Origin of the sequence: Parasediminibacterium schistidii, assembly GCF_046546515.1 — a bacterium.
GTDB lineage: Bacteria > Bacteroidota > Bacteroidia > Chitinophagales > Chitinophagaceae > Parasediminibacterium.
In genome coordinates this window covers 1-21,474 of the sequence record NZ_JBKHKJ010000007.1, presented here as the reverse complement: position 1 = coordinate 21,474, position 21,474 = coordinate 1, and the positions used below count along the sequence as shown (strand labels likewise).

The following is a 21,474-nucleotide window of genomic DNA, read 5'->3' as shown; positions in this document are numbered from 1 at the left end:
CCAAAAGTTGAAACCCTCTGCAAATGATAAGGTTTTGACTTATTTCAAATCTGCAATTCCACTTTTATTTGATACAATAAAGGAGGTAATTCCTACTGTAATTAACAATAATAAATCTGGTTTAATACGCTTATCAACTTCTCAAAGTGATATAAAAATAGAAAACCTTACATGCGAAAATCTACATAATCCTTTGGGGATAGATGAGGTGAAACCACGTTTTAGCTGGCAATTGGTTGCTACTCACAACAATTGTTACCAAATTGCTTATGAAATAAACGTAAAGCTGGATAATAAAATAATCTGGGCATCAGGCAAACAGTTAAGCGAACAATCCGTAATGGTAAGATATCCAAGTACTGCCACACCACTTGAAAGTGCTAAAAAATATACTTGGCAAGTTCGTGTAACAGATAATACTGGCTTTACGAGCGATTGGAGTGAGCAAGCAATTTTTCAGATGGGCTTGTTGCACACCACCGATTGGAAAGCCAAATGGATTATACCTGGCTATGTAGAAGATTCGATAATGAGGCCTAGTCCGATGTTTAGAAAAGAATTTGTTATTGCTAAAAAAATAGTTTCTGCAACTGCATTTATCACTGCACATGGCTTATACGAAGCACGTATCAATGGCGAAAAAGTTGGGGATGCCTACCTAACCCCTGGCTGGACTAGCTATAATAAACGCCTCCAATATCAAGTATATGATGTGACCAATATGATAAAAAAAGGGGCTAATGCCTTTGGTGTAGTACTAGGAAGTGGATGGTACCGTGGGCATTTAACTTGGAAGAATTACAATAATATTTATGGCAAAGACATTGCGTTATTGATGCAGGTTCAAATAACCTATGCTGATGGGAGCAACGAAATCATCGTTACAAATGAGTCGTGGAAATCAAGTACAGGGGCGATACGGTATTCAGAAATATATGATGGAGAAATTATTGATTCCCGTTTAGAAAAGAAAGGATGGGATAGGCCAAATTATAATGACCAAGATTGGGCAGGGACAAAAGAGATAGATTCTACCAAAGAAAATTTAATAGCTACACAAAATGAATTGGTGGAAAAGCATGAAGAGTTTAACCCAATTAAGATTTTTACTACACCAAAAGGAGAACAAGTGATTGATTTTGGCCAAAACCTTGTAGGATGGACAGTACTTAAGGTGAAAGGCAATACAGGAGATACTGTAAAGCTTTATCATGCAGAAGTGTTAGACAAAAATGGAAATTTTTATACGGCTAATCTAAGAGCAGCAAAAGCCCAAGATGAATATATTTTAAGCGGTGGCACGGAAATTTTTGAGCCGCATTTTACATGGCATGGCTTCAGATATGTAAAAATAGAAGGAATTAAAGGAGAGATAAAATCTGATGACATCAAGGCTGTAGCTATCTATTCTGATATGAAGCAGACTGGTAAATTTGAATCATCAAATTTGTTAGTGAATCAATTGCAACACAACATACAATGGGGGCAAAAAGGGAATTTTATAGATGTACCTACCGATTGCCCGCAACGAGATGAACGTTTAGGATGGACAGGGGATGCGCAAGTATTTTGTAGTACTGCAGCTTTTAATATGGATGTACATAATTTTTTTACCAAATGGACGAAAGATATTGCAGCAGATCAAACTGCTAAAGGTTGTGTTCCCAATGTAGTACCAAACGTATTGGGCGCAGTAACAAGAAGTTCTGCGGGATGGGGTGATGCTTGCACTGTTATACCTTGGGATATTTATTTGGCCTTCGGCGATACATCAATTTTAAAAAACCAATACAATAGCATGAAGGCTTATGTAGAATATATGCATAACACCAGTAAAAATAATCTTTGGAACATTGGGGCTCATTTTGGGGATTGGTTATACTTTCAGCCCGAAAATGACAAAGATGGCCGTGGTGCAATAACCGATAAATATTTAATAGCCCAGTGCTTTTATTCACATTCAGTACAATTGCTTATCAATGCAGCCAAAGTATTGGGAAATACTGCTGATGTGGCATATTATAATGATTTGCAAGAAAAAGTGAAAGCTGCTTTTCTTCAAGAATATGCTACCCCAAATGGAAGATTGGTTTCTGCTACACAAACTGCGTATGTGTTGGCATTAAATTTTGATATGCTGCCAGAACCTGTACGCAAAGAAGCCGCAAAAAGACTAGCCGATAACATAAAAAGCTACGAAAACCATTTAACCACAGGTTTTTTAGGTACACCCTACTTATGTTCTGTACTTACCAATTTTGGTTATAACGATTTGGCAGGCAAACTCTTACTACAGGATACTTATCCTTCGTGGTTATATCCAGTAAAGATGGGGGCTACCACTATTTGGGAAAGATGGGATGGACAAAAACCAGATAGTACTTTCCAAACAGCAGGTATGAATTCATTCAATCACTACTCTTATGGGGCAATAGGCGATTGGTTATATAAAAAACTGGTAGGCATAGATACCTATGAAGATGGGGTAGGCTATAAACATAGTAAAATACAACCGCATCCTATTTCGGAAATTAGCCATGCAAGTGCGAGTTTAGATACTTACTACGGTACATTGAGCTGTAGTTGGAAAATAGAAAATGGTGTAATTTCTATTGATGTTACTATTCCAGCAAATACACATGCCACTATTTTTATTCCAGCAAAAGAAGCTACAGATATTAGTGAGAATGGCAAGTCAATTTTTGGAATAAAAGAAATAACAATTGTTGGTAAAGAGAATGAGTATGTAATATTAAATTCTACTTCTGGCAGCTATCATTTTAGTTGTAAGTACTAAGTATTTGATATGGTGTGTTCAGTTATATGTTCAAACAACACCACTCATCTGGGAAGATTTGCAAAAAATGAGACTTAATCAGAATCTACGTCGAGCATCTTTTTTTCGGAACTGTCGAGTATTGGATGCTTAAAGTGATTACAAATAATTTACTGAAAGGAAGGGATTGCAAATCCTGATCAGCAGGGAACTCTACGCCGAGTAAGGTTCATCAGCCTTCGTCATTTCGACCCTAGGAGAAATCTAACCGCACATAAACAACTATTATTTTATCAATTAGATTTCTCCTTCGTCGAAATGACGGGAAGAACGAAGCGAATGCCAGTTATAAACTGGCTTATTATATAGACACCAGTCTTCCGCAAGGAAGACTGGCAGATGAATTTATTTTTCCCAAACAATACTAAGTACAGAGCCATTAGTTCCATAAACACAATGTTCAAGAAATTGTCGTTCTCTGTCTCTATCAAATTTGACATCAAACCAATCCTCTGCATAAACAATTTCGGCTGTTGTGTATCTTCTATTTTTTGAAAAGTATTCACCAGCAGCAGTATTTTCTGGAACTTTAGATTTTCCAAATTTCAAAACCCAAAAAGGGAATTCTGTAGTTTTCCAGTACCACTTTATGCTATTATTCATGCAATAAGCTACCATTATTGGACTACATCCGATAGAACTATATCTTAATGCTGTGGCAGTAATGCTTGTTTGATATTTTTTTGACAGTTCTTGTATTAATTTGAATTCGAACTTTCTTTTGAAGCAATCTATTTTTATTCTCGTTTTAGGTAACAATAAGCAAGATGCAAAATAATCAGCTTGCCTCTCAACAAGATTCTCGCTTATAAACCCTGTAAAAGAAGGGTGGCTAGGTGCTAAACCTTGTGCTAAAGCATTTCTATGATTATCTAAAAAGTAGTGACCTAACTCATGAGCGAACGTAAATCTAGCTCTTTCGGTATATCCATGTTCTAATCTATCGATATTGATGTAAATATGAAAATTGCCAAATGAATGTTCTAATAATCCATCAAAAGCGTCTTTATAATTTCCATAGCTAAATGTTATGCCATTGTTTTCAGCAATTCCCTCAAGATTAATTGCACCCTTTGGTGAGTATTCATTGGCTATATATTCTGCCAAGTCTTCTATCTCACTTTTTTGCAATTCGTTAAGGAAATTATTTTTTGTCTTTTGCTTTGGTTCTATCATCATTCATTTGTTTTCTAATTTCATCAGTAATAGCATCTTTACCCTCTCTTGCCGCCATGGCTAAGTTTTCAGCATCTTCATTAAATGCTTGTTTTAAATCTTTAAGAGATTGTTTGCCTCTTAAAATAATGTTAGTAGGATTTTCCCAATCTTGAGGAACTTCATCCTGAGTACTATAATTCTTTTCAAATTCAACAATTTCATCAGGAGTAGTTGGAAATAATAATCCTTTTGATTTTAGCAATTCAATTATTCCTTTATTTTTACTAGACATTTTTTATTGCTTTTAATGTTGAAAATTTAGAAAAGTATTCAATTATTTTAGTTTCGCTTCTCTTCTTAATTTGTCTTATGTTGGGTTTTGTAGTACCATAGATTTGACAAATTGAGTCTAAAACGGAAGATGGCGAATTCTTTCCCTCTTCATGATAATTATAAAGCATTCTAAGAATTCCTCTATCTCTTTCCGATAAAGTATTTAATGCGGCTTCCATCATTTTTGTATTAAGATGGACAGCAATATTATCGTCTATTTCTGTGTCTTCAAATACAATCTCATCTCCTTCAATTTCTACAACTGAATTTAATTTATAATATTCTTTGTATAAACTCAATATTTCATGTTTTGCTGTCACAGATAAATAAGCCTTGAACGAATCATCAAAAGATTTGCCCGATTTGGGCTTAAACTCCAAAGGAGGCTTTTGATAAATACTAATAAAGGTGTTACTGATGGTAGAATCTAGGACTTGTTCGTCATTAATTCCCATGCTATTTAATTGTTTTCTTATAAATCCTTTTAAGAATTTACTATACTCTTTATATAATTGGTCAAATGCTTTATGAGCTGCATTTTCATTCTCTTCCTTGTAAGAAAAGAGTAAAAATATTTCTTCTATTTGTCCTTGTTCCATTGATTTATATATTCTAATAAGAAAATTTCGTGACGAAGATAAATAATCACACTTTGTCACGCTTTTATATTCTATATGTAAAAGCAATTTATTATGGCTACAAACAAACCCACTGGGGACAATTCAAGAAAAGGAGCAGTTAGGGAACGCTCACAAGTTCAAAACCCAAAAACTGGTCTTTGGACAAAACGGGATACTGAAACAGGGAGGTTTATGGATGTGAAAACTTCCGACCCGTCACCTTTTAAAGGCGTGAGGAAAGAAAAGTAAAAAACAATGCTTTAAAAATGTTCGTCTAATCTTTTGGTCGAGAAGTAAAAGAGGAGTAGTTAATAATAAATTATAAATAAATGGATTAAAATTTTACACAATAGGAAATGCTTCATTCCTTAATCTGAATCAAAAACAAAAAAGGTGAAATGCCTTTATCTTTTAAATTAAAATGGAGGAAACTCTCAACAAAAAATTATTATTATGAATACAGAAAAAGACCATGAACATGGCGAACACGTTTTGCACTTTACAATCAATGGGGAACCATTTAAGTCACACAAACAGTACATAACCGGTGCTGAGATTAAAAAGATAGGAAACATTCCAGAGGAAGATGAGGTGTTCCTAAAAGTAGAAGAAGGTTGGGAAAATCAGTTAATTAAAGATGAGGACAGTATTGATTTGGCGGTTGAAGGGAAAGAGCATTTCTTTTCAAAGGAAAAACACAAAGAAGTAATCATTATTGTTGACGGAAGTCCTAAAAAGTGGGATAAGAAGAAAATTAACTTTAAAGAGGTAATTATTCTAGCATATGGGACTTTTAAAGATAACTGGACATACACTGTTGGCTATGAAGATGGTCCTAAAGAAAATCCAGAAGGTTCTATGATTAAAGATTCGGAAGTTTTTGTAAAAAATAAAATGATATTTCATGCAACAGCAACTGATAAATCTTAATCCAGACCTAAAGAGGTTATTGGATGAGGGCTATGAAATGGAGGTTATTGGTGGACGGTATTTACTCGTCCACCACATACCTTATTTAAATCCCGCTAAAGACGTTAAATATGGCACTTTAGTCAATATTTTGACGCTTGTAACCCCAAGTATTGTAGGCAAACCTCAAGACCACACAATTTATTTTTGCGGCGAAACACCTTGTGATATTGAGGGGAATGCGTTGAGTCGAGTAATCAATTCAAATACAAAGCAACAACTGACGGAAAGTATTGTGGCGGATTTTTATTTCTCAAGTAAACCTTCAATAGGTTATTATGATAACCATTATGAAAAAATAAGAACTTATTCAGAAATCCTTAGTTCTCAAGCAAGAGCTCTCGATAGTTCCGTTACATATAAACCTCGTTTAAAAATTGATTAAGATGAAAAATGATATATTTAAATACCCTGATACCAACTCTTCAAGAGCTAAGATAGATTATCTGAATTATAAGTTCGAGAACCAAAAGATTGCGATAATAGGCTTAGGCGGCACTGGTTCTTACATTTTAGATTTTGTATCAAAAACACCTGTAAAAGAAATTCATCTTTTTGACGGAGATACTTTTCAATTGCATAATGCCTTTAGGGCTCCTGGTGCTACGCCTACAGATAAGTTTGACGAATTAGATAGATTAACTAAAGTAGGTTATTATTTTGAAATTTACTCCAATATACATGGTGGCATAATTCCACATCATAAATACGTAACTAAAGAGAATATTGAAAATCTGAGTGGGTTTGATTTAGTTTTCATTAGTGTTGATAGCAATACAGCTAGAAGTGAAATCATTAATAATCTTTTGTCAATGAATATAGCTTTCATAGATGTTGGGTTAGGTGTTAAGATAGTAGATGACCATCTAATAGGCACAGTTCGAGTTACTGCTGGAACGAATTTGAAGAATGATCATCTTGCAGATCGAATTGGCTCTATGGAAAATGAGGAGGAAAATGAGTATTCTACTAATATTCAAATTGCAGAATTGAACTGTCTGAATGCTGTATTAGCTGTAATTAAATGGAAGAAGATAAACGGGTTTTACCAAGATTTAAAAGAGGAGCATAACAGTCTTTTTTTCATCAATACTAATAAACTAATTAATGAAGACTTTGCAGCATAAGTTCGTGGAGTATATTCCAGATATTTTAGAAGAAGGGATAATTTACATTACTATTGAATATCGCACAGCGGTACACAAATGCATTTGTGGATGTGGTAATAAAGTGGTTACCCCTATAACTCCTAAAGACTGGAAACTAATTTTTGATGGGAAGTCAATTAGTTTATATCCATCAATAGGAAACTGGGATTTTAAGTGCAAATCTCATTACTATATTACCAACAACAAAATAGTTGTTGTTAGGGAGAGGGATGATTCTGAACATCGGGAGAAAAGAAAATCTAATAGGGGGAAATACAAAAGAAATCGATTCCTGCACTTCCCCCTGTTCGGCTTAGTCTTTCGACTATGTCGTTGTGTTTACAAATCTCCAGATTTTTTACTGCATCATTCCTAATCCCCCACCATCTTACTCACAATACTGCCCCACACCAAATCATCATCGTCGCTGCCTTTGTAGGCGGAGGAAAAGGAGTAGGTTTTGCCGGGGGTAAGGCCTGTTAGGGTAATGCTATGCCCGTTGGCAGAGCGTTGAAACCAGTCGTCAATATCTTTGGGGGTGGCGCCGAGGTCGGGGTTCCAGAAGGCAAACACAGTGCCGTGGTGGCTGTAGCCAGGGTTTGCAACGCTTAGTTCCATTGTTCCTGCCACGGTGCCACGGCGTACTTGGAAATTGATTATCTCGCCCATCGTTTGGTGGCTGCCTTTCTTCGCCAGCGGAAAACCTGTGCCTTGTAATATTTTCAGGTCGCCATTGCTCTGTATGTTTATCTGCGCAGCCAATACATACAAAGTGTCAATCAATTTCTGTCTTGCCGTGTTCTTGGCAGTAACAGTTGCGCTGCTTCCAGTAGTTAAGGCAGCCAATGCTGTGTGATAGTCCGTTTGGGCAGTGGTGGCATTGGTTAGTTCACTGTGCGTGAAAGTGAAATTAGTGTTGCCTGTCATGCCCTTAATGCCTGCACTGGCGGTAATGTCTAAATCAGCATCTGTTAGTGTGCTGTAGTCTGTAATAATCCTTTGCTTTGTCATGTGCTTAGGGTTAAATGGTTTATAATGATTGTTAACGAAAACGTGTTGTTGGTAGCCTAATTTGTCTTGGCAAATACAGCATTTGTATTGACGGTAATGGTTTTTGTATTTACAATTACCTCATTTGTATTAAGGTATAGGCTATTTGTATTAAGGTATATGGCATTTGTATTGGCAAATGCGCTATTTGTATTAAGGTATGCGGCATTTGTATTGGCAAATACGGTATTTGTATTAACAGATACGCTATCTGTATTTAGGTATGCGACATTTGTATTAACGGAAACCGTGAAAGTGTATACGTATAATTTTTTCTCGGCTAGGCTTGCCATATTAGTAAGCAGTTTATATGTCATTGTTTCTCAAAAATTAGTGTTGCTGTATTAGAATAGCCAAAACGAATATAGGGAATTTATGATTGAGGGGGAAAACACGAGGGTAAATATTTTTTCCGCTTTGGTTAGTTTTATTGTGGGGTTGTCAACCTTTTGAAGGCTAGCAACTCTATTTGGGCATAAATACCCAGCTGCACCAGTAGAAATTGCTTTTTCAGTCGTTCAAATTAGTTGTTAGTCGCCCCCCTCACTCCGTATACAATGCAAACATCCTATTCACCTTCCCATCCGCATTAAAAAACATAACTTCAATAGCTTTTTTGTTCATAACCGATTTGTAGAACAAAGCAACTGAATTTACCCCTGTGGTTACTTCGTATAACTCAAAATGCAAATCGGGTATTTTCTCAAATGCCCTTTTCCAATACTTCCTCACCTGCTCTTTCCCTTTTAGTGAGCCACTGTCAATACCCGCCGCCAATTTTATCATCGGTGTCGTAATCTCAATATCATCCGCATAGTGCGATAAAATATCCTCCAAATCATGAGAGTTCCAGGAGCTTATCCATTTCTCGGCAAATTGTTGTGCGTTCATTGTCATCTGTTTTCGTCTTCCAACCAATGGTTGTAAATAATCAAAAGCAAAATAAGTGTTTTAAAATAACCAAATAATAGTTAACTCCGCTTTCCTGATAAAAAATAAAGTCTAAAACTATCCACAACTCCCTGCTCCCCACTGACCACTGACCACTGCCTACTCACCTGATTATAATCATCTCCCCCTGTTCGGCTTAGAATTCCTAAAATAAAGAACACTGCTGGGCGTATGTCTCCTGACTACGCCCCCTGTGTTTTCAAAACTCCTGTTTTGCATATCCATCAGGCATAATGTTAGCGAAGCGCATCACAACTAAACAAATAAATGGTATTTCCCGATTAGTCTCAATATTCGGCTCATTATATCCTTTATTTTGAGCCGAATAAGCTCAATATTCGGCTCATTGGGTACAATTGGTAACAAAATAAATAATGGGGCATAAAAGTTTTTAGCTTTATTGGTACAACGCTAACTTTTAGGATGAAAATATCTGTTTATTTAATTGGGCTGATGCCATCGGCATCAAACGTTTATAGAAAACAATTGATATACAAGGCACATGCGCCCCCTTCGGGGTCGAAGAATAAGGGCATTTTTGATTTCTATAGACGTGAAATCCCGATGGGATTAGTGTAGATTTATGAAAATGTTGATAGCTTAAGCGAGAAGCTTTTATGCACCTATGACTAGCCTCAGTGTCAAAATCCTATATGGGGGAAATTTGGGATGCTTATGGGGGCATATTTCCCCCATATAGGATTTTTATTTTGGGCTATATACCTATCTATGCCAACTTTACCTTAAAACAGGAACTAACCAGCTTAGTTTTAGCTCTTGCATCGGATGGTAGTTGGTTTTGGAAAATGATAATTCACTATCAAAATCTTATCAGTCTATTATCAATAAATTATCATTCTACTATAGTAAAACTATCATTCTACTATCAATAAACTATCATAAAATTCACTTAAATTATCATAAAAAACGAGGTTAAAAAAACAAAAAATAGCTGAATGACAATGAGTTACAAACAAAAAGGCAGTCTTGATAAAAAATAAATAGCGGAAAAAGAAGAAAAAACCCCTATCCCGTTAATATTCCTTAATGTGTGATTTTTGTAATGATATGTTTGAATTGTATTAGTAGCAACACCTTTTCTAGCCCGAACTTTGCTGTGACATAAATACAGTTTTATCGCTCACCACATAGGCTACGTGCTATGAGGCAAAAACATAACTAAGCAGTAACAAAAAAAGATAATGATGGATACTTCTCAAAATAAAAGTTCAATTTTTTCAAAAGGCGAAAAAGCTTCGCCTGATTATTTTACAGGCAATGCCTGGGTAAATATCTTAGTGCCAAAAGATGAAACTGGCAAATATTCAATTGGGGATGTTTCTTTTGAACCGGGCTGCAGGAACAACTGGCATACGCACCCAGCAGGACAGGTACTGCTTGTTACCGAAGGGTTGGGCATTTACCAAGAGAAAGGCAAAACTGCAAGGCAATTGAAAAAGGGCGATGTTGTGGTAATACCATCCCATACCCTGCACTGGCATGGGGCAACAAAAGACAGCCATTTTACCCATATTGCCATTACCAATATAACCGAAAAAGGGGCAGTTGACTGGCTAAACCCTGTTACCGATGAAGAATATGCAGCCAGCCATGCCTAGTTAAAAATGGAATGAGCAATTTGAAAACCTAGAAGTAAGGCCAGCCGAGAACTTTAAGTGCAATAACTTGTTTAAATTGAATAGTACTCAATAAAAAAATCAATAAAAAAACATGGCAACAACAAACGTAAAAGCTTATGGTGCAGCAGCACCAGATGCCGATTTGAAGCAAATAGACATCGTGCGCAGGGAAGTAACTGCAAAAGATATTGAAATTGACATTTTGTATTGTGGCGTATGCCATTCCGACTTGCACACGGCAAGGAACGATTGGGGCGGCACCGTTTACCCCGCAGTACCCGGTCACGAGATTGTAGGCAAGGTTACCAAGGTAGGAAATGAGGTTACAAAACTGAAAGTTGGGGACTATGCAGCCGTTGGCTGCTTGGTAGATTCTTGCCGTACCTGTAGTAGCTGTAGGCAAGACCTAGAACAATTTTGTTTAGGGGGGATGGTAGGCACTTACAACGGGAAAGACAAACATTTAGGGACACAGACTTTTGGCGGGTATTCCGAGAAAGTGATTGTGAATGAGCATTTTGTATTAAAAGTTCCTGCAAACCTAGATTTGGCAGCAACAGCCCCGTTGCTTTGCGCAGGTATCACTACTTGGTCGCCACTGCGCCACTGGAAAGTGGGCAAGGGTAGCAAGGTAGCCGTTGTGGGCCTAGGCGGCTTAGGCCATATGGCCATTAAACTAGCACATGCTTTGGGTGCAGAAGTAACGCTGTTTTCAAGGACACCGGGCAAAGAAAAAGATGCGTTGGAATTGGGAGCAGATGCAGTTGTTATCTCTACTGACGAAAATCAAATAAAGGCAGTAGCAGGAAAATTCGATTTGATTATTGATACTGTACCATCTGTCCACGACATAAACCCTTATGTTGGCACTTTAACCATCAACGGCACATTGGTATTGGTTGGTTATCTCGGTGGGCTGGAACCTATTTTAAATACGGTTCCTTTAATTTTAGGTAGAAAATCTGTTGCAGGATCGCTCATTGGCGGCATTGCAGAAACACAAGAAATGCTGGATTTTTGTGGCGAGCACAATATTGTATCTGAAATTGAAATCATCAAGATACAGGACATTAACGAAGCCTACGAAAGGATGCTGAAAAGCGATGTGCATTACCGTTTTGTAATTGACATGGCCTCGCTGAAAAACTAAACAAATAGTTTTATTGCCAATTTGCACCTTATTAGTAACAGAAGAAATAAGGGGTACAAAGCAGGAAATTATGCTTTATACCCCTTATTCTTTCTTATTGCTACTTGGTGTTTTCCTGACTTTGTGGCAAAAAAACTTAATTCAAAACAGCTTCTGTTTTTTCAATAACAAACCTGTCCTTTTCTTCCAATATGGCATCCCAGCCACCTGTAATGTTCCTGATATTGTGTATGCCTTCCCTTTTTAATAATGAGGAAGCAATCACGCTCCTGTACCCACCTGCGCAATGCACATATATATTATGGTTGTCGTCAAGGTCGGCCATGCTGGCGGGGTCTGTCAGGTTTTCCAGTGGTATATTGATGGCTTGCTTTAAATGCCCATTGCCATATTCGGTTTCCTTTCTTACATCTACTACTACTAGGTTGTCGTCAAAAGGTATGTCCATGGCTAGTTCATCAGCATCTACCTCTATCAATAAATCAATGGGTTCGCCGGCGTTTTTCCATGCTTCAAATCCGCCTTTAAGGCAGCCATCTATATTCTCGAACCCAACCCTTGCCAAACGGGTAATGGTTTCTTTTTCTTTTCCATCTTCGGTTACTAGTAAAATACGTTTGTCAAACGGAAGTATGCTGGCAGCCCATTCTGCAAAGCGGCCTTCTAGCCCTATGAAAATAGCCCCTGGCACAAAGCCATCCACAAAAAGGGCAGCAGGCCTTGTGTCAACAATAATGCACTCGTCTTGCTTGCTTTTCTCTTTAAATGCTGAAACCGAAAGAGGTTGCATCCCTTTTTCAAGTAAGGCTTCCAAGTTTTCGTACCCCTCTTTATTTATTTGGGCATTAATAGGGAAATATTTGGGCGGCTCTTGCAAGCCCTCGGTTATGGCTTTTATAAATTCCTCTTTGGTTTGAGGCTGCAAGGCATAGTTGGTTTGCTTTTGCTCGCCAATAGTGCTCTCGTTTTCTGTACCGAGGTTTTTGCCGCAACTACTGCCTGCACCATGTGCTGGGTATAAGATAACGTCGTCTGCCAAAGGCATTATTTTCGATTGTAGGCTATCGTACAACATCCCAGCTAAGGCTTCTGTGGTTAGCCGTTCCTCCTTTTGCGATAAGTCTGGCCTGCCTACATCGCCTACAAACAACGTGTCACCTGTAAAAACAGCATATTCTTGCCCTTGCTCATTGCAAAGCAAGTAGCAACTGCTTTCTAGCGTATGCCCTGGCGTGTGCAATACTTTTATGGTTATATTGCCAATGGTAAAAACCTCCCCATCTGTGGCAACATGCGCTTTAAACTTTGTTTGGGTATTAGGGCCATAAACAATGGTAGCCCCTGTAGATGCAGCTAAATCTAAATGGCCGCTTACAAAATCGGCATGGAAGTGTGTTTCAAAAATATATTTGATTGTGGCTTTTCGTTCAGTTGCCAGCAATAAATATTCTTCTATATCCCTAAGAGGGTCTATTATTACTGCCTCTCCTTCGCTTTCTACATAATAGGCTGCTTCGCTAATACAGCTAGTATATAATTGTTTTACAAACATAATATCTATTTGCAGGCAAAATTAGCTACAACTATTCAGCCATGCACGTATAAATTTAGGGTAATCAAATAAAAAAATTATGCTACCAAATCTTTTATAAACTTGTTCACCTCTTCGAGTCGGGCATAGTTCACCGCATAAAAAATGAATTTGCCATCCCTTTTCGTGCTTACCAAATTTGCGCGGCGCAAAATGGCTAGGTGTTGCGATGCAACAGACTGCTCAATGCGCAGCTTTACATACATTTCAGTAACCGTCATTTTTTTTTGATCATTCAAAAGTTTTAACATTTGTTGCCTCAATTTGTGATTGAGCGCACGTAGGATAGCTGCCGTTTTTTTTGTCTGCGCAAAGTCTAATTTCACGGTTATCTCTCCATTCGTGAGCGATAATGTCGTAAGTGATTGTGTCATAAAATTTGATTGGTAGTTTAAAAGATTATACAACAACCTAAAAATAGCCATTTTACATAAACGAAACCGATTAAATATATGAAAACGGTAATTTTTCTGTATAAATGCTACTTTTTCTCGGCAAAATAAACTTCCTTCACATAAAATGGCTCAGCATAAGCTAGGCTGGCAAAATCTTTTCGTGAAAAATATTGATGTGCCAATACTGCCATTGAAGCAATATTATCCTGTATATCAACAAACAAAGCATTATTGTTATTTATAATGTTTTTAAACTTTTCTTTTCCGCTTCCCGAAAAAACAATTGTATTTTTTGCTAATTGCCCGTTAAAGGAATTTGCATCCAATATAATTGCCTGTGGCGGCATTATGGTTTCAATTTTAACATTATAAAGGGCAGTAAACACTTCCATCCTCCTTGCGTCTATCATTGGGCATAAAAGGCATGTATTGGTTTTATTGCTATCTATGGCAGTTGCCTGCAACGATGCCAATGCCAATACTTGGAGGGTGTTGATAGTAATTAATGGTTTGCTCATGGCATAGCAAATGCCCTTGGCAGAAGACAGCCCCACCCTTAGCCCTGTATAGCTACCAGGCCCGTTTGCCACAGCCACGGCATCAAGGCTATCAAAGGTTACCCTAACATCATCCAATAATTTTTTTATTGCAGGCTGTAAGAAAGCCCCATGGTTTTTCGGATCAGGATTGGATTCGCTGCCAAATACTTTGCCATCCTCAGAGATGCTTACACTTGCAATTTCGGTTGATGTGTCTATATTTAAAATTAAAGCCATCTTTAATTATGAATTAGGAATTAGGAATTAAGAATTAGGAATTAAGAATTTCTACAATGCTGCCAATTCCTAATTTATAATTCCTAATTATTGTTGTATTATTATTTTTTTTCTGTCCATCGTCCCATTGTGGAATACTTCCAAAATATACATGCCCGATGCCAAGCTGCTGATATTAATCATTTCAGAAAAATTGCCCTTGAAGCCAGTTACAGTTTTTGTATAAAGCAACTTGCCATCCGTGCTGGTTAATGAAAGGGAAAAATTAGTGGGCAAATTTGCATAAAAACTTACCTTAAATGCTCCTTTTGCAGGGTTGGGGGCAATGATAGGGACTATTTTCCCAATATAGAAAGGCAATGATTTTGTTTGGCAACCAAAGCTGTCTGTTACTGTAACTGAATACGCCGGTGCCGTGTTGGTTGGCGTATATGTTTTTCCAGTAGCCCCTGCTACCAACACGCCATCTGCATACCATTGGTTGCCCGTGGCAACACTGCTTACCAACGTATCGTTTACATCGCTAATTATTGGGGTAGGGGATACATAGAGCGGCACGGGTATTTTATCGCCTACATAGTCTTGCGCCCTTACTTTCATGTTGTACAAATAATAATAAAATGCTTTATAGAAAGTAGTGTCCGTAGCATCTGTTGCCGAAATGGCCCCATTGCCAGTAATGGAAAAAAAGTTGGGGATGCTGTATGGGTAAGTGGCATTTTTTGCCAAGCCATTGTTCCTAAAAATGGTTGCATCTGTTGCAGAAACAATGATGGAATGGCTGCCAGCCGGCAATGGCAGGTTGATATAAAAAACAGCCCCAGTGTCTGCCGGGTCGTTGCCGCTTGTGCTGCCCACTGCAGGCGATGGGTTGGTGGCATACACATCAATTGTTTTAGAACTAAGCACCTTAAAATCGTAGCCAGTGGCAGTAGCATTGCTAATGTCTGCTACCATGATGTTTAGCGTGCCAGGGTAGCGTGTATATAAACGGGCGCTTTCTAGTACCGAGGCGGCAGTGGCAGTGTATTTCAAGTAATTGTTGCCACTTGCTTGGTAGTCGCCAGAGGAACTGCCTTTGTTTGCCAGCCCTACATTACCCCTGTTCCCGGCTCCCAAATAAAATAAGCCATCTGGAGGCATAACAGTTGTAGTGGCTTTGCTGCCAGTAGCAATGGGTGCAACTGCCGAGAAGTTATTGTACCAAGCGTAGTAAGTGCTGCTTGAAGGGTTGGCAATTTTTAGGTTAATGGTGTTGTTGCAGTCATTTGCTGTGGCAGCAACTGGGGCTGCAGTGGCAATGTTGGCAGAAAAAGTATTGTTTGTAGTGTTTTCATCCAAGGGTATAGTGGCTGTAACCGTAATGGTATAATTGGTAGCTGGCAAACTTACAAAAGGTGCTTGGAATGTATAAGTTGCCGATGCCCCACTTAATATGGGGGATGGGTAAATGCCAGTAAAGGTTGTGGATGAATTGCCATTTTTTACAACTGCTGTTAATGCTATTGCTTGCTGGGTAAAAGAGCCTTTGTTGGTTATTTTAACAGCAATTAACTGCGAACTGTTGGAATAGTCGCCCGTGGTAGGGGTGAGTATGCCTGTTACTGCAATATCATTGTCTGGCTGTATAACCAGTATTTTATAGTCTTGTGTTTCGCCTTTGCCATATTGACCACAAGGGCTTACACTGTCTGCATTAGTGGTTTCTACTGCCACGATACGCATGAGGGCATAAGTGCCAACAACTAAGTTTGAAGGCGTAACAATGCTAGCAGTAAATTTACTATTTGCTGCCGTTACATGACCAATGGCCACCAATTCGCCCGAGTCGGAAAAGCTGCCATTGGCATTATAGTCAATAAATACTTTCACGGTTTTGTCTTGCTGGGTAGCATCGCAACTACCTAGCTTCACCGTTATAGGTAATGTTTGGCTGGGTTTTATGCTGGCCGTGAGGTTGGTAAAATTGCTGTATGTGGTGCAACCCGTTTTGTTTTTATTGTTAATGCCTGCAAAAGCCACGCTATCTATGGTAGTACCTGCCGAACTGCTTGGGGCAGAAGTGCAGTAGGCATTTCCCCCAACGCCGCTAACCAATAAGGAATATGCTTGCGAGCCATTGGTCAATGTGCCTTTGTGCGACACCTGTATGGTGTATGCCTGCCCTGGCACTACGCTGTCTATTTCTATTTTTTCTACATTGTCTAAAGTGTTGTCGCCTGTGGTGGCCGCTGCTGCTGGCACAGCAGGGGTTAATTTCCATGGGAAAAAAGTGGCATTGTCTTTTGTAATCCTTATGTCTAAGTCGTTCACCAGTTTTGGGGTGCGGTTGTTTAGCAGATTTACGTTTTCCACGTTTCCTTTAGGGTCTGTCCAGCAAATGGTAGCAGTAAGGGGGCTGCTGCCATTTGCTATAACATTCAAGGTATAGGACTGTTTGTTTACCAATACATTTTCGAACAATAAATGCTTGCTGCTAAAACCATTGTTGCTGCCCACCCCAGCCGTGATCACGGCTGCTGCCTGCTGCATATTCAGTAAGCCCCAGCCAAATTTATAATCAGGGCCTGGGAAATCGCCCGCTTCGCTGGCAGTATGTATGGCTAGCCCTTTTAGGGTTGCAGAACGCATAAAAGCCCCATTTTTTAGCTGCGCATAATAGTCTTGCAATAACAACAACGACCCTGTAACGTTGGGCGTGGACATAGAAGTGCCGCTTTCTGTAATATAGTCTGTATTGCCGCTGCCAGAGCAGGATAGCACATTCACGCCATCGGCTACCAAGTCTGGCTTTATCCTGCCATCGTCTGTTGGTCCCCAACTGCTAAAAGGTGTCATTACCACATCTTCCTTCCTTGTGTACCCACCGGGTATGCCAGCAACGGCACCAACTGTAATAATGTTTTTGGCATTGCCACTGGTGCCAATAATATCGTAGCCGTCATTGTTCGATATGCCCACAGGCCTGTTGGCTGTTTTCAAATTACCGCTGTTATCGTAATATTCATAAGGTTGACCCACGGCAGGGCCATTTACGTTCCTGTTGTTGCCAGCAGCTTTCACTATTAAATAATAAGGGGCATTATAAGCAATATTGTCCCAGGAGGATGCAACATCATCGTAGTAGCCAAAATTATAATCGGCAGTATCCCCATTATTGCCTTCAAAAATCCAATTGCCACTGCCATCTTGGTACCATCCGCAGATGATGCCATAAGAATGGTTGGATAAAAGCAAGCTAGGTGCTGCGGCACTCATCTCGCTATTGTCGTTGTAAAAATCATAAGCCTGCAAACTTTGCAGGCCAAAGCTCATACCTTTTGCCAAGGGGTTTATGCCTGTGGCTATCATCGTGCCGGTAACATGGGTAGCATGATCCGTATTGGCGCCGCTGTAACTTGAACTGTCCATCCGCATTACCCTGCCAGCTAGTTCCACGTGCGTTTCCAACACACGTGCCCCATCCCAAATAGCAAGTTTGTTTTTCATATTGGCGGAAGAACCATTCAGGCTTAGCCCAGATGAGCCACCCGGCCAAAGCTGGTCTGTACCTACTGTGGCAGCAGCAATGATGTTGTTGAAAGTGGTGTAATAAATAGGGTGGTTAAACTGGTTTACGCCCATTAGGCTGTATAGCCTATTGCGGGTTTGTTTCCCCATGTCCCAATTCTTGGCTTTTGCAAAGGCGTAAGCTTTTTGCAGGTTATTTGCAGCATCGGTTTTTAAAACTGTTGCTGTTGATTCCAAAGCTTTTTCGTTGGTAACAGTTTGGGCGTAGATGCCATTGCAATTGAAAATAAAGGCAATTATAAATGATAGGGTGCGTATTTTATTCATTTGTATAATGTGGTTGGGGGAAATGCTGATTTATGTTTTTGTATTTTTTCTGATAAATAAAGTATTGCAAATGCTCGGAAACCCACCCCCTACCCCTCTAGGCTAGAGTATATACACAAATCTCATTGAAGCAAATGTTGCCCTCTTGCATGTAAACCTCACCCCCCAACCTCCTCTCCAAAGGCGAGGGGGAGCCAACGCTTGACAAAATTCAAGAGATTTTATGATAAATTCCCCTTGCATCTATCAATTTTGGTTAAACTAAAAGGGCTAAAAAGATGTGTATATACTCTAGCTCCTTGGAGGGGGTAGGGGGTGGCTTAATAACCTGCACCTTGCTTCACCACCAATTTCTTTGTAAATACCCCGCCACCCGTTTTTACGCTTACCGTATAATTGCCAGCCGCTAAGGTAGATGTTGATAAAACATAATTGCCGCCATTTGGCAAGTTTACCTGATGCGCCTGCATCAATTTTCCATCTGCATTATATACGTTTAATACAGCTTGTTGTATGCCGTTTTTAAAACTAATAACTGTTTTGTTTGATGCGGGGTTGGGGGCAATAATAAATAAATCATCTCGCTCTTTTGCTTGTACTGTTTGTACTGGAGAGTAGGTAAATGCCCCATCCAAATCTATCATTTTCAAACGGTAGTAATTGATGCCATCAACGGGTGTGGCATAGGTGGAATAATTATGGGTGCCTATTGTATTATTGGCAGGTAGGGTAGCCACTTGTTGCCACGCTATGCCGTCTATGCTGTGTTCTATTATAAATGACTGTGCGTTTACCTCGCTGGTGGTAGCCCATTTCAGTAATGCGTTAGTGCCATTTAGCGAAGCGGAAAAACTCAATAACCGCAATGGCAGGATGGTATCAAAAGGGTTTGTGATGATTAATGAATATAGTTGTTCGCCATTCGTTAAACTCCCTTTGTGGCTTATTTCTATACTATACACATCCCCTTTTTTTAAGCTATCAATTACCACTTGTTCTACATTGTCCAAGGTATTATCTCCTTTTGTTGCGGCAGCAGCGGGTATAATGGGGTTCAATACCCATGGGTAGTAAGTAGTGCCATTTTTTGTTACCCTCAAGTCTAGGTCGTTTACCAGTTTTGGGGTTGGGTTGTTCAGCACGTTTACTGTTTCTACATTGCCAGCAGGGTCTGTCCAGCAAAGTGTGGCTGTTAGTTTGCCATCACCAAGGGCTGTATAATTGTAGCCATTAATTACATGATTTTCTAATAAATATTCAAAAATATGGTGCTTTGAGTTGCCCTCGCTTTTTGACGGGGTTGCTGCTGTAAGCACAGCTGCTGCTTTTTGCGTGTTCAGCAAGCCCCATCCAAATTTATAATCGGGGCCAGGGTTATCCCCAGCTTCGTCTGCAGTATGGATGGCCAGCCCTTTTAGCGTGGCAGACCGCATGAAGCTGCTGTCATTTAATTGCGCGTAATATTCCTGCAGCAGCAGCAAAGAACCTGTAACACCCGGTGCGGCCATTGAGGTGCCACTTTCTGAAAGGTAACTGGTATTGCCACTTGCCGAGGTTGACAATACCGATATGCCATCGGCAACGAGGTCTGGTTTTATGCGACCATCGTCTGTTGGCCCCCAGTTGCTAAAATTGCTCATTACCACATCGTTTTTGCTGGTATAGCCACCTGTAATAGCATACACAGCACCTACGGTAATGATGTTTTTTGCATTGCAGTTAGTAGGTATAATGCCATAGCTGTTGTTGCTGGAAATACCCGCAGGCCGCGTGCCATCTACCTTGGTGCCTGTACTGTCCACCCTTACATAATCACCGCCAACGGGCGGACCAGTTACATTCCTATTGTTGCCCGCTGCTTTTACAATTAAATAATAAGGGGCATTGTATGCTATGCCATCCAAGGATGCGGCACCATCATCATAGTAACCAAATTTGTAGTCTTCATTTTCACCTGCCCTGCCTAGGAACTCCCAATACCCATAAACGCTGTTATAAAACCACCCACAAGCATCTCCATAAGAATGGTTGGACAAAAGCAGTTTATCTGCTTGCAAGCCCATTTCAGCTATGTCATTGTCAAAATCGTAAGCCAACATGCTTTGCAAGCCATAACTCATGCCCTTTGCATTTAGGTTAATGCCAGTTGCTATCATGGTGCCAGTTACATGCGTTGCATGGTCGGATCCGCCGCCTGTGTAATTAGAGCTGTCCATCCGCACAATCCTGCCAGCCAGTTCCACATGGGTGTCCAAAACACGCCCAGCATCCCAAATGGCCAGCTTGTTTTTCATATTAGCAGAAGACCCACTAAGGTTTAGCCCCGATGTGCCGCCCTTCCATAGCTGGTTGGTGCCAATGGTAGCTGCTGCGTCAATATTATTGAAAGTGGTGTAATAAACAGGGTAGTTAAACCTGTCTATGCCCATTAGCCGTGCAAAACTGTGGCTGCCGCTTGTTTTGGTAGTGTCCCAGTGTTTTAGCCTGGCCAGTTCGTAAGCCTTTTGCTTATTGGTGCTTGCCATTTGATGATAAGCATTGGCATTTTTTTGCAATAACTTGCCATTGGCAGTTATTTGTGCAAGCAAACCAAAGTGGCAAATGGATAGTGCCACCAACAAAAGCATATATTTACAAGTAGCCATCCTCTTATTTATCATTCTTATTATGTGTAAACCTCCGTTGAAATAATTTACAAATTAACCATTTTAAATTGTTATTATTAAACTACAATTAAAAGGCAATTTGCCACAAATGCACGAAGTAACAAAGAGGAAGAAAGTTTAACCCAAATTTTGTAGTTGAATCTATTGCAAAATCCGGGTTTGAAATGGGTTATTTTTTGTTTTTTGGTGGTTTATTTTTTTTGCTGTTTTCCATTTTTGGCCTGTAACTAATTGATATTCAGTTGTTTATGTTTTTTAAGCCTCATTTTTTATGATAATTTAAGTGAATTTTATGATAGTTTATTGATAATAGAATGATAGTTTATTGATAGGAAAATGATAGTTTATTGAGGG

The 21,474-nt window shown here is 39.3% G+C and carries 19 protein-coding genes; 8 read left to right on the top strand and 11 right to left on the bottom strand.

Annotated elements, in window-relative coordinates:
* The first annotated feature begins 34 nt into the window (after positions 1 to 34).
* Positions 35 to 2,797, top strand: a complete 2,763-nt coding sequence (locus ACHFIY_RS05640; protein WP_410845092.1) for a family 78 glycoside hydrolase catalytic domain — start codon at positions 35 to 37, stop codon at positions 2,795 to 2,797.
* Between the two features lie 384 nt (positions 2,798 to 3,181).
* Here the strand turns inward: ACHFIY_RS05640 and ACHFIY_RS05635 are convergent, their stop codons facing one another.
* Genes ACHFIY_RS05635 through ACHFIY_RS05625 form a run of 3 tightly spaced genes read right to left on the bottom strand, consistent with a single transcriptional unit; the run spans position 3,182 to position 4,926 of the window.
* Positions 3,182 to 4,015, bottom strand: coding sequence for an ImmA/IrrE family metallo-endopeptidase (locus tag ACHFIY_RS05635; protein WP_410845091.1), 834 nt, complete (start codon positions 4,013 to 4,015; stop codon positions 3,182 to 3,184).
* Positions 3,981 to 4,286, bottom strand: coding sequence for a hypothetical protein (locus ACHFIY_RS05630; protein ID WP_410845090.1), 306 nt, complete (start codon positions 4,284 to 4,286; stop codon positions 3,981 to 3,983). The genes ACHFIY_RS05635 and ACHFIY_RS05630 overlap by 35 nt, the downstream gene beginning before the upstream one ends.
* A complete protein-coding gene (locus tag ACHFIY_RS05625) occupies positions 4,279 to 4,926 on the bottom strand; it encodes a sigma-70 family RNA polymerase sigma factor (protein ID WP_410845089.1) in 648 nt (215 codons plus the stop codon). The genes ACHFIY_RS05630 and ACHFIY_RS05625 overlap by 8 nt, the downstream gene beginning before the upstream one ends.
* Before the next feature lie 93 nt (positions 4,927 to 5,019).
* Between ACHFIY_RS05625 and ACHFIY_RS05620 the strand changes: the two genes are divergently transcribed.
* From ACHFIY_RS05620 to ACHFIY_RS05600, 5 genes are all read left to right on the top strand, one after another.
* Positions 5,020 to 5,196, top strand: a complete 177-nt coding sequence (locus ACHFIY_RS05620; RefSeq protein WP_410845088.1) for a hypothetical protein — start codon at positions 5,020 to 5,022, stop codon at positions 5,194 to 5,196.
* Between the two features lie 204 nt (positions 5,197 to 5,400).
* Positions 5,401 to 5,877 (top strand): multiubiquitin domain-containing protein, encoded by a 477-nt coding sequence (locus ACHFIY_RS05615; RefSeq protein WP_410845087.1) that lies wholly within the window; start codon positions 5,401 to 5,403, stop codon positions 5,875 to 5,877.
* Positions 5,852 to 6,301, top strand: a complete 450-nt coding sequence (locus ACHFIY_RS05610; protein WP_410845086.1) for a DUF6791 domain-containing protein — start codon at positions 5,852 to 5,854, stop codon at positions 6,299 to 6,301. Before ACHFIY_RS05615 ends, ACHFIY_RS05610 begins: the two co-directional genes overlap by 26 nt.
* A 1-nt stretch (position 6,302) precedes the next feature.
* Positions 6,303 to 7,043: a ThiF family adenylyltransferase gene (locus ACHFIY_RS05605; protein WP_410845085.1), complete on the top strand. Its 741-nt coding sequence runs from the start codon at positions 6,303 to 6,305 to the stop codon at positions 7,041 to 7,043.
* A complete protein-coding gene (locus tag ACHFIY_RS05600) occupies positions 7,024 to 7,440 on the top strand; it encodes a ubiquitination-like system serine protease family protein (protein ID WP_410845084.1) in 417 nt (138 codons plus the stop codon). Before ACHFIY_RS05605 ends, ACHFIY_RS05600 begins: the two co-directional genes overlap by 20 nt.
* On the opposite strand, the gene ACHFIY_RS05595 is transcribed toward ACHFIY_RS05600, so the two are convergent.
* The 3 genes from ACHFIY_RS05595 to ACHFIY_RS05585 all read right to left on the bottom strand — a co-directional run bounded on the left by ACHFIY_RS05595 (position 7,437) and on the right by ACHFIY_RS05585 (position 9,005).
* Positions 7,437 to 8,075 carry a hypothetical protein gene (locus ACHFIY_RS05595; RefSeq protein ID WP_410845083.1) on the bottom strand — a complete coding sequence of 213 codons (639 nt, stop codon included), beginning with the start codon at positions 8,073 to 8,075 and terminating at the stop codon, positions 7,437 to 7,439. The two genes, ACHFIY_RS05600 and ACHFIY_RS05595, sit on opposite strands and share 4 nt — an antisense overlap.
* 56 nt (positions 8,076 to 8,131) lie before the next feature.
* On the bottom strand, positions 8,132 to 8,431 hold the full coding sequence (locus tag ACHFIY_RS05590; RefSeq protein WP_410845082.1) for a hypothetical protein: 300 nt from the start codon (positions 8,429 to 8,431) through the stop codon (positions 8,132 to 8,134).
* 226 nt (positions 8,432 to 8,657) lie between these two features.
* Entirely contained in the window at positions 8,658 to 9,005 is a 348-nt protein-coding gene (locus ACHFIY_RS05585; protein ID WP_410845081.1) for a nuclear transport factor 2 family protein, read from the bottom strand.
* A gap of 1,262 nt (positions 9,006 to 10,267) precedes the next feature.
* Between ACHFIY_RS05585 and ACHFIY_RS05580 the strand changes: the two genes are divergently transcribed.
* Together ACHFIY_RS05580 and ACHFIY_RS05575 are read left to right on the top strand one after the other, a co-directional pair.
* Positions 10,268 to 10,684 (top strand): (R)-mandelonitrile lyase, encoded by a 417-nt coding sequence (locus tag ACHFIY_RS05580; protein WP_410845080.1) that lies wholly within the window; start codon positions 10,268 to 10,270, stop codon positions 10,682 to 10,684.
* Positions 10,685 to 10,796: 112 nt separating this feature from the next.
* Positions 10,797 to 11,855 carry an NAD(P)-dependent alcohol dehydrogenase gene (locus ACHFIY_RS05575; RefSeq protein ID WP_410845079.1) on the top strand — a complete coding sequence of 353 codons (1,059 nt, stop codon included), beginning with the start codon at positions 10,797 to 10,799 and terminating at the stop codon, positions 11,853 to 11,855.
* Between the two features lie 136 nt (positions 11,856 to 11,991).
* On the opposite strand, the gene ACHFIY_RS05570 is transcribed toward ACHFIY_RS05575, so the two are convergent.
* From ACHFIY_RS05570 to ACHFIY_RS05550, 5 genes are all read right to left on the bottom strand, one after another.
* Positions 11,992 to 13,407, bottom strand: coding sequence for an MBL fold metallo-hydrolase (locus tag ACHFIY_RS05570; RefSeq protein ID WP_410845078.1), 1,416 nt, complete (start codon positions 13,405 to 13,407; stop codon positions 11,992 to 11,994).
* 77 nt (positions 13,408 to 13,484) lie between these two features.
* Positions 13,485 to 13,820, bottom strand: coding sequence for an ArsR/SmtB family transcription factor (locus tag ACHFIY_RS05565; RefSeq protein WP_410845077.1), 336 nt, complete (start codon positions 13,818 to 13,820; stop codon positions 13,485 to 13,487).
* Between the two features lie 107 nt (positions 13,821 to 13,927).
* Entirely contained in the window at positions 13,928 to 14,617 is a 690-nt protein-coding gene (gene tsaB / locus ACHFIY_RS05560) for a tRNA (adenosine(37)-N6)-threonylcarbamoyltransferase complex dimerization subunit type 1 TsaB (RefSeq protein ID WP_410845076.1), read from the bottom strand.
* A gap of 87 nt (positions 14,618 to 14,704) precedes the next feature.
* Complete coding sequence (locus ACHFIY_RS05555) at positions 14,705 to 18,454, bottom strand: S8 family peptidase (protein WP_410845075.1); 3,750 nt, start codon at positions 18,452 to 18,454, stop codon at positions 14,705 to 14,707.
* Positions 18,455 to 18,774: 320 nt separating this feature from the next.
* Entirely contained in the window at positions 18,775 to 21,114 is a 2,340-nt protein-coding gene (locus ACHFIY_RS05550) for a S8 family serine peptidase (RefSeq protein WP_410845074.1), read from the bottom strand.
* Positions 21,115 to 21,474: the final 360 nt, after the last annotated feature.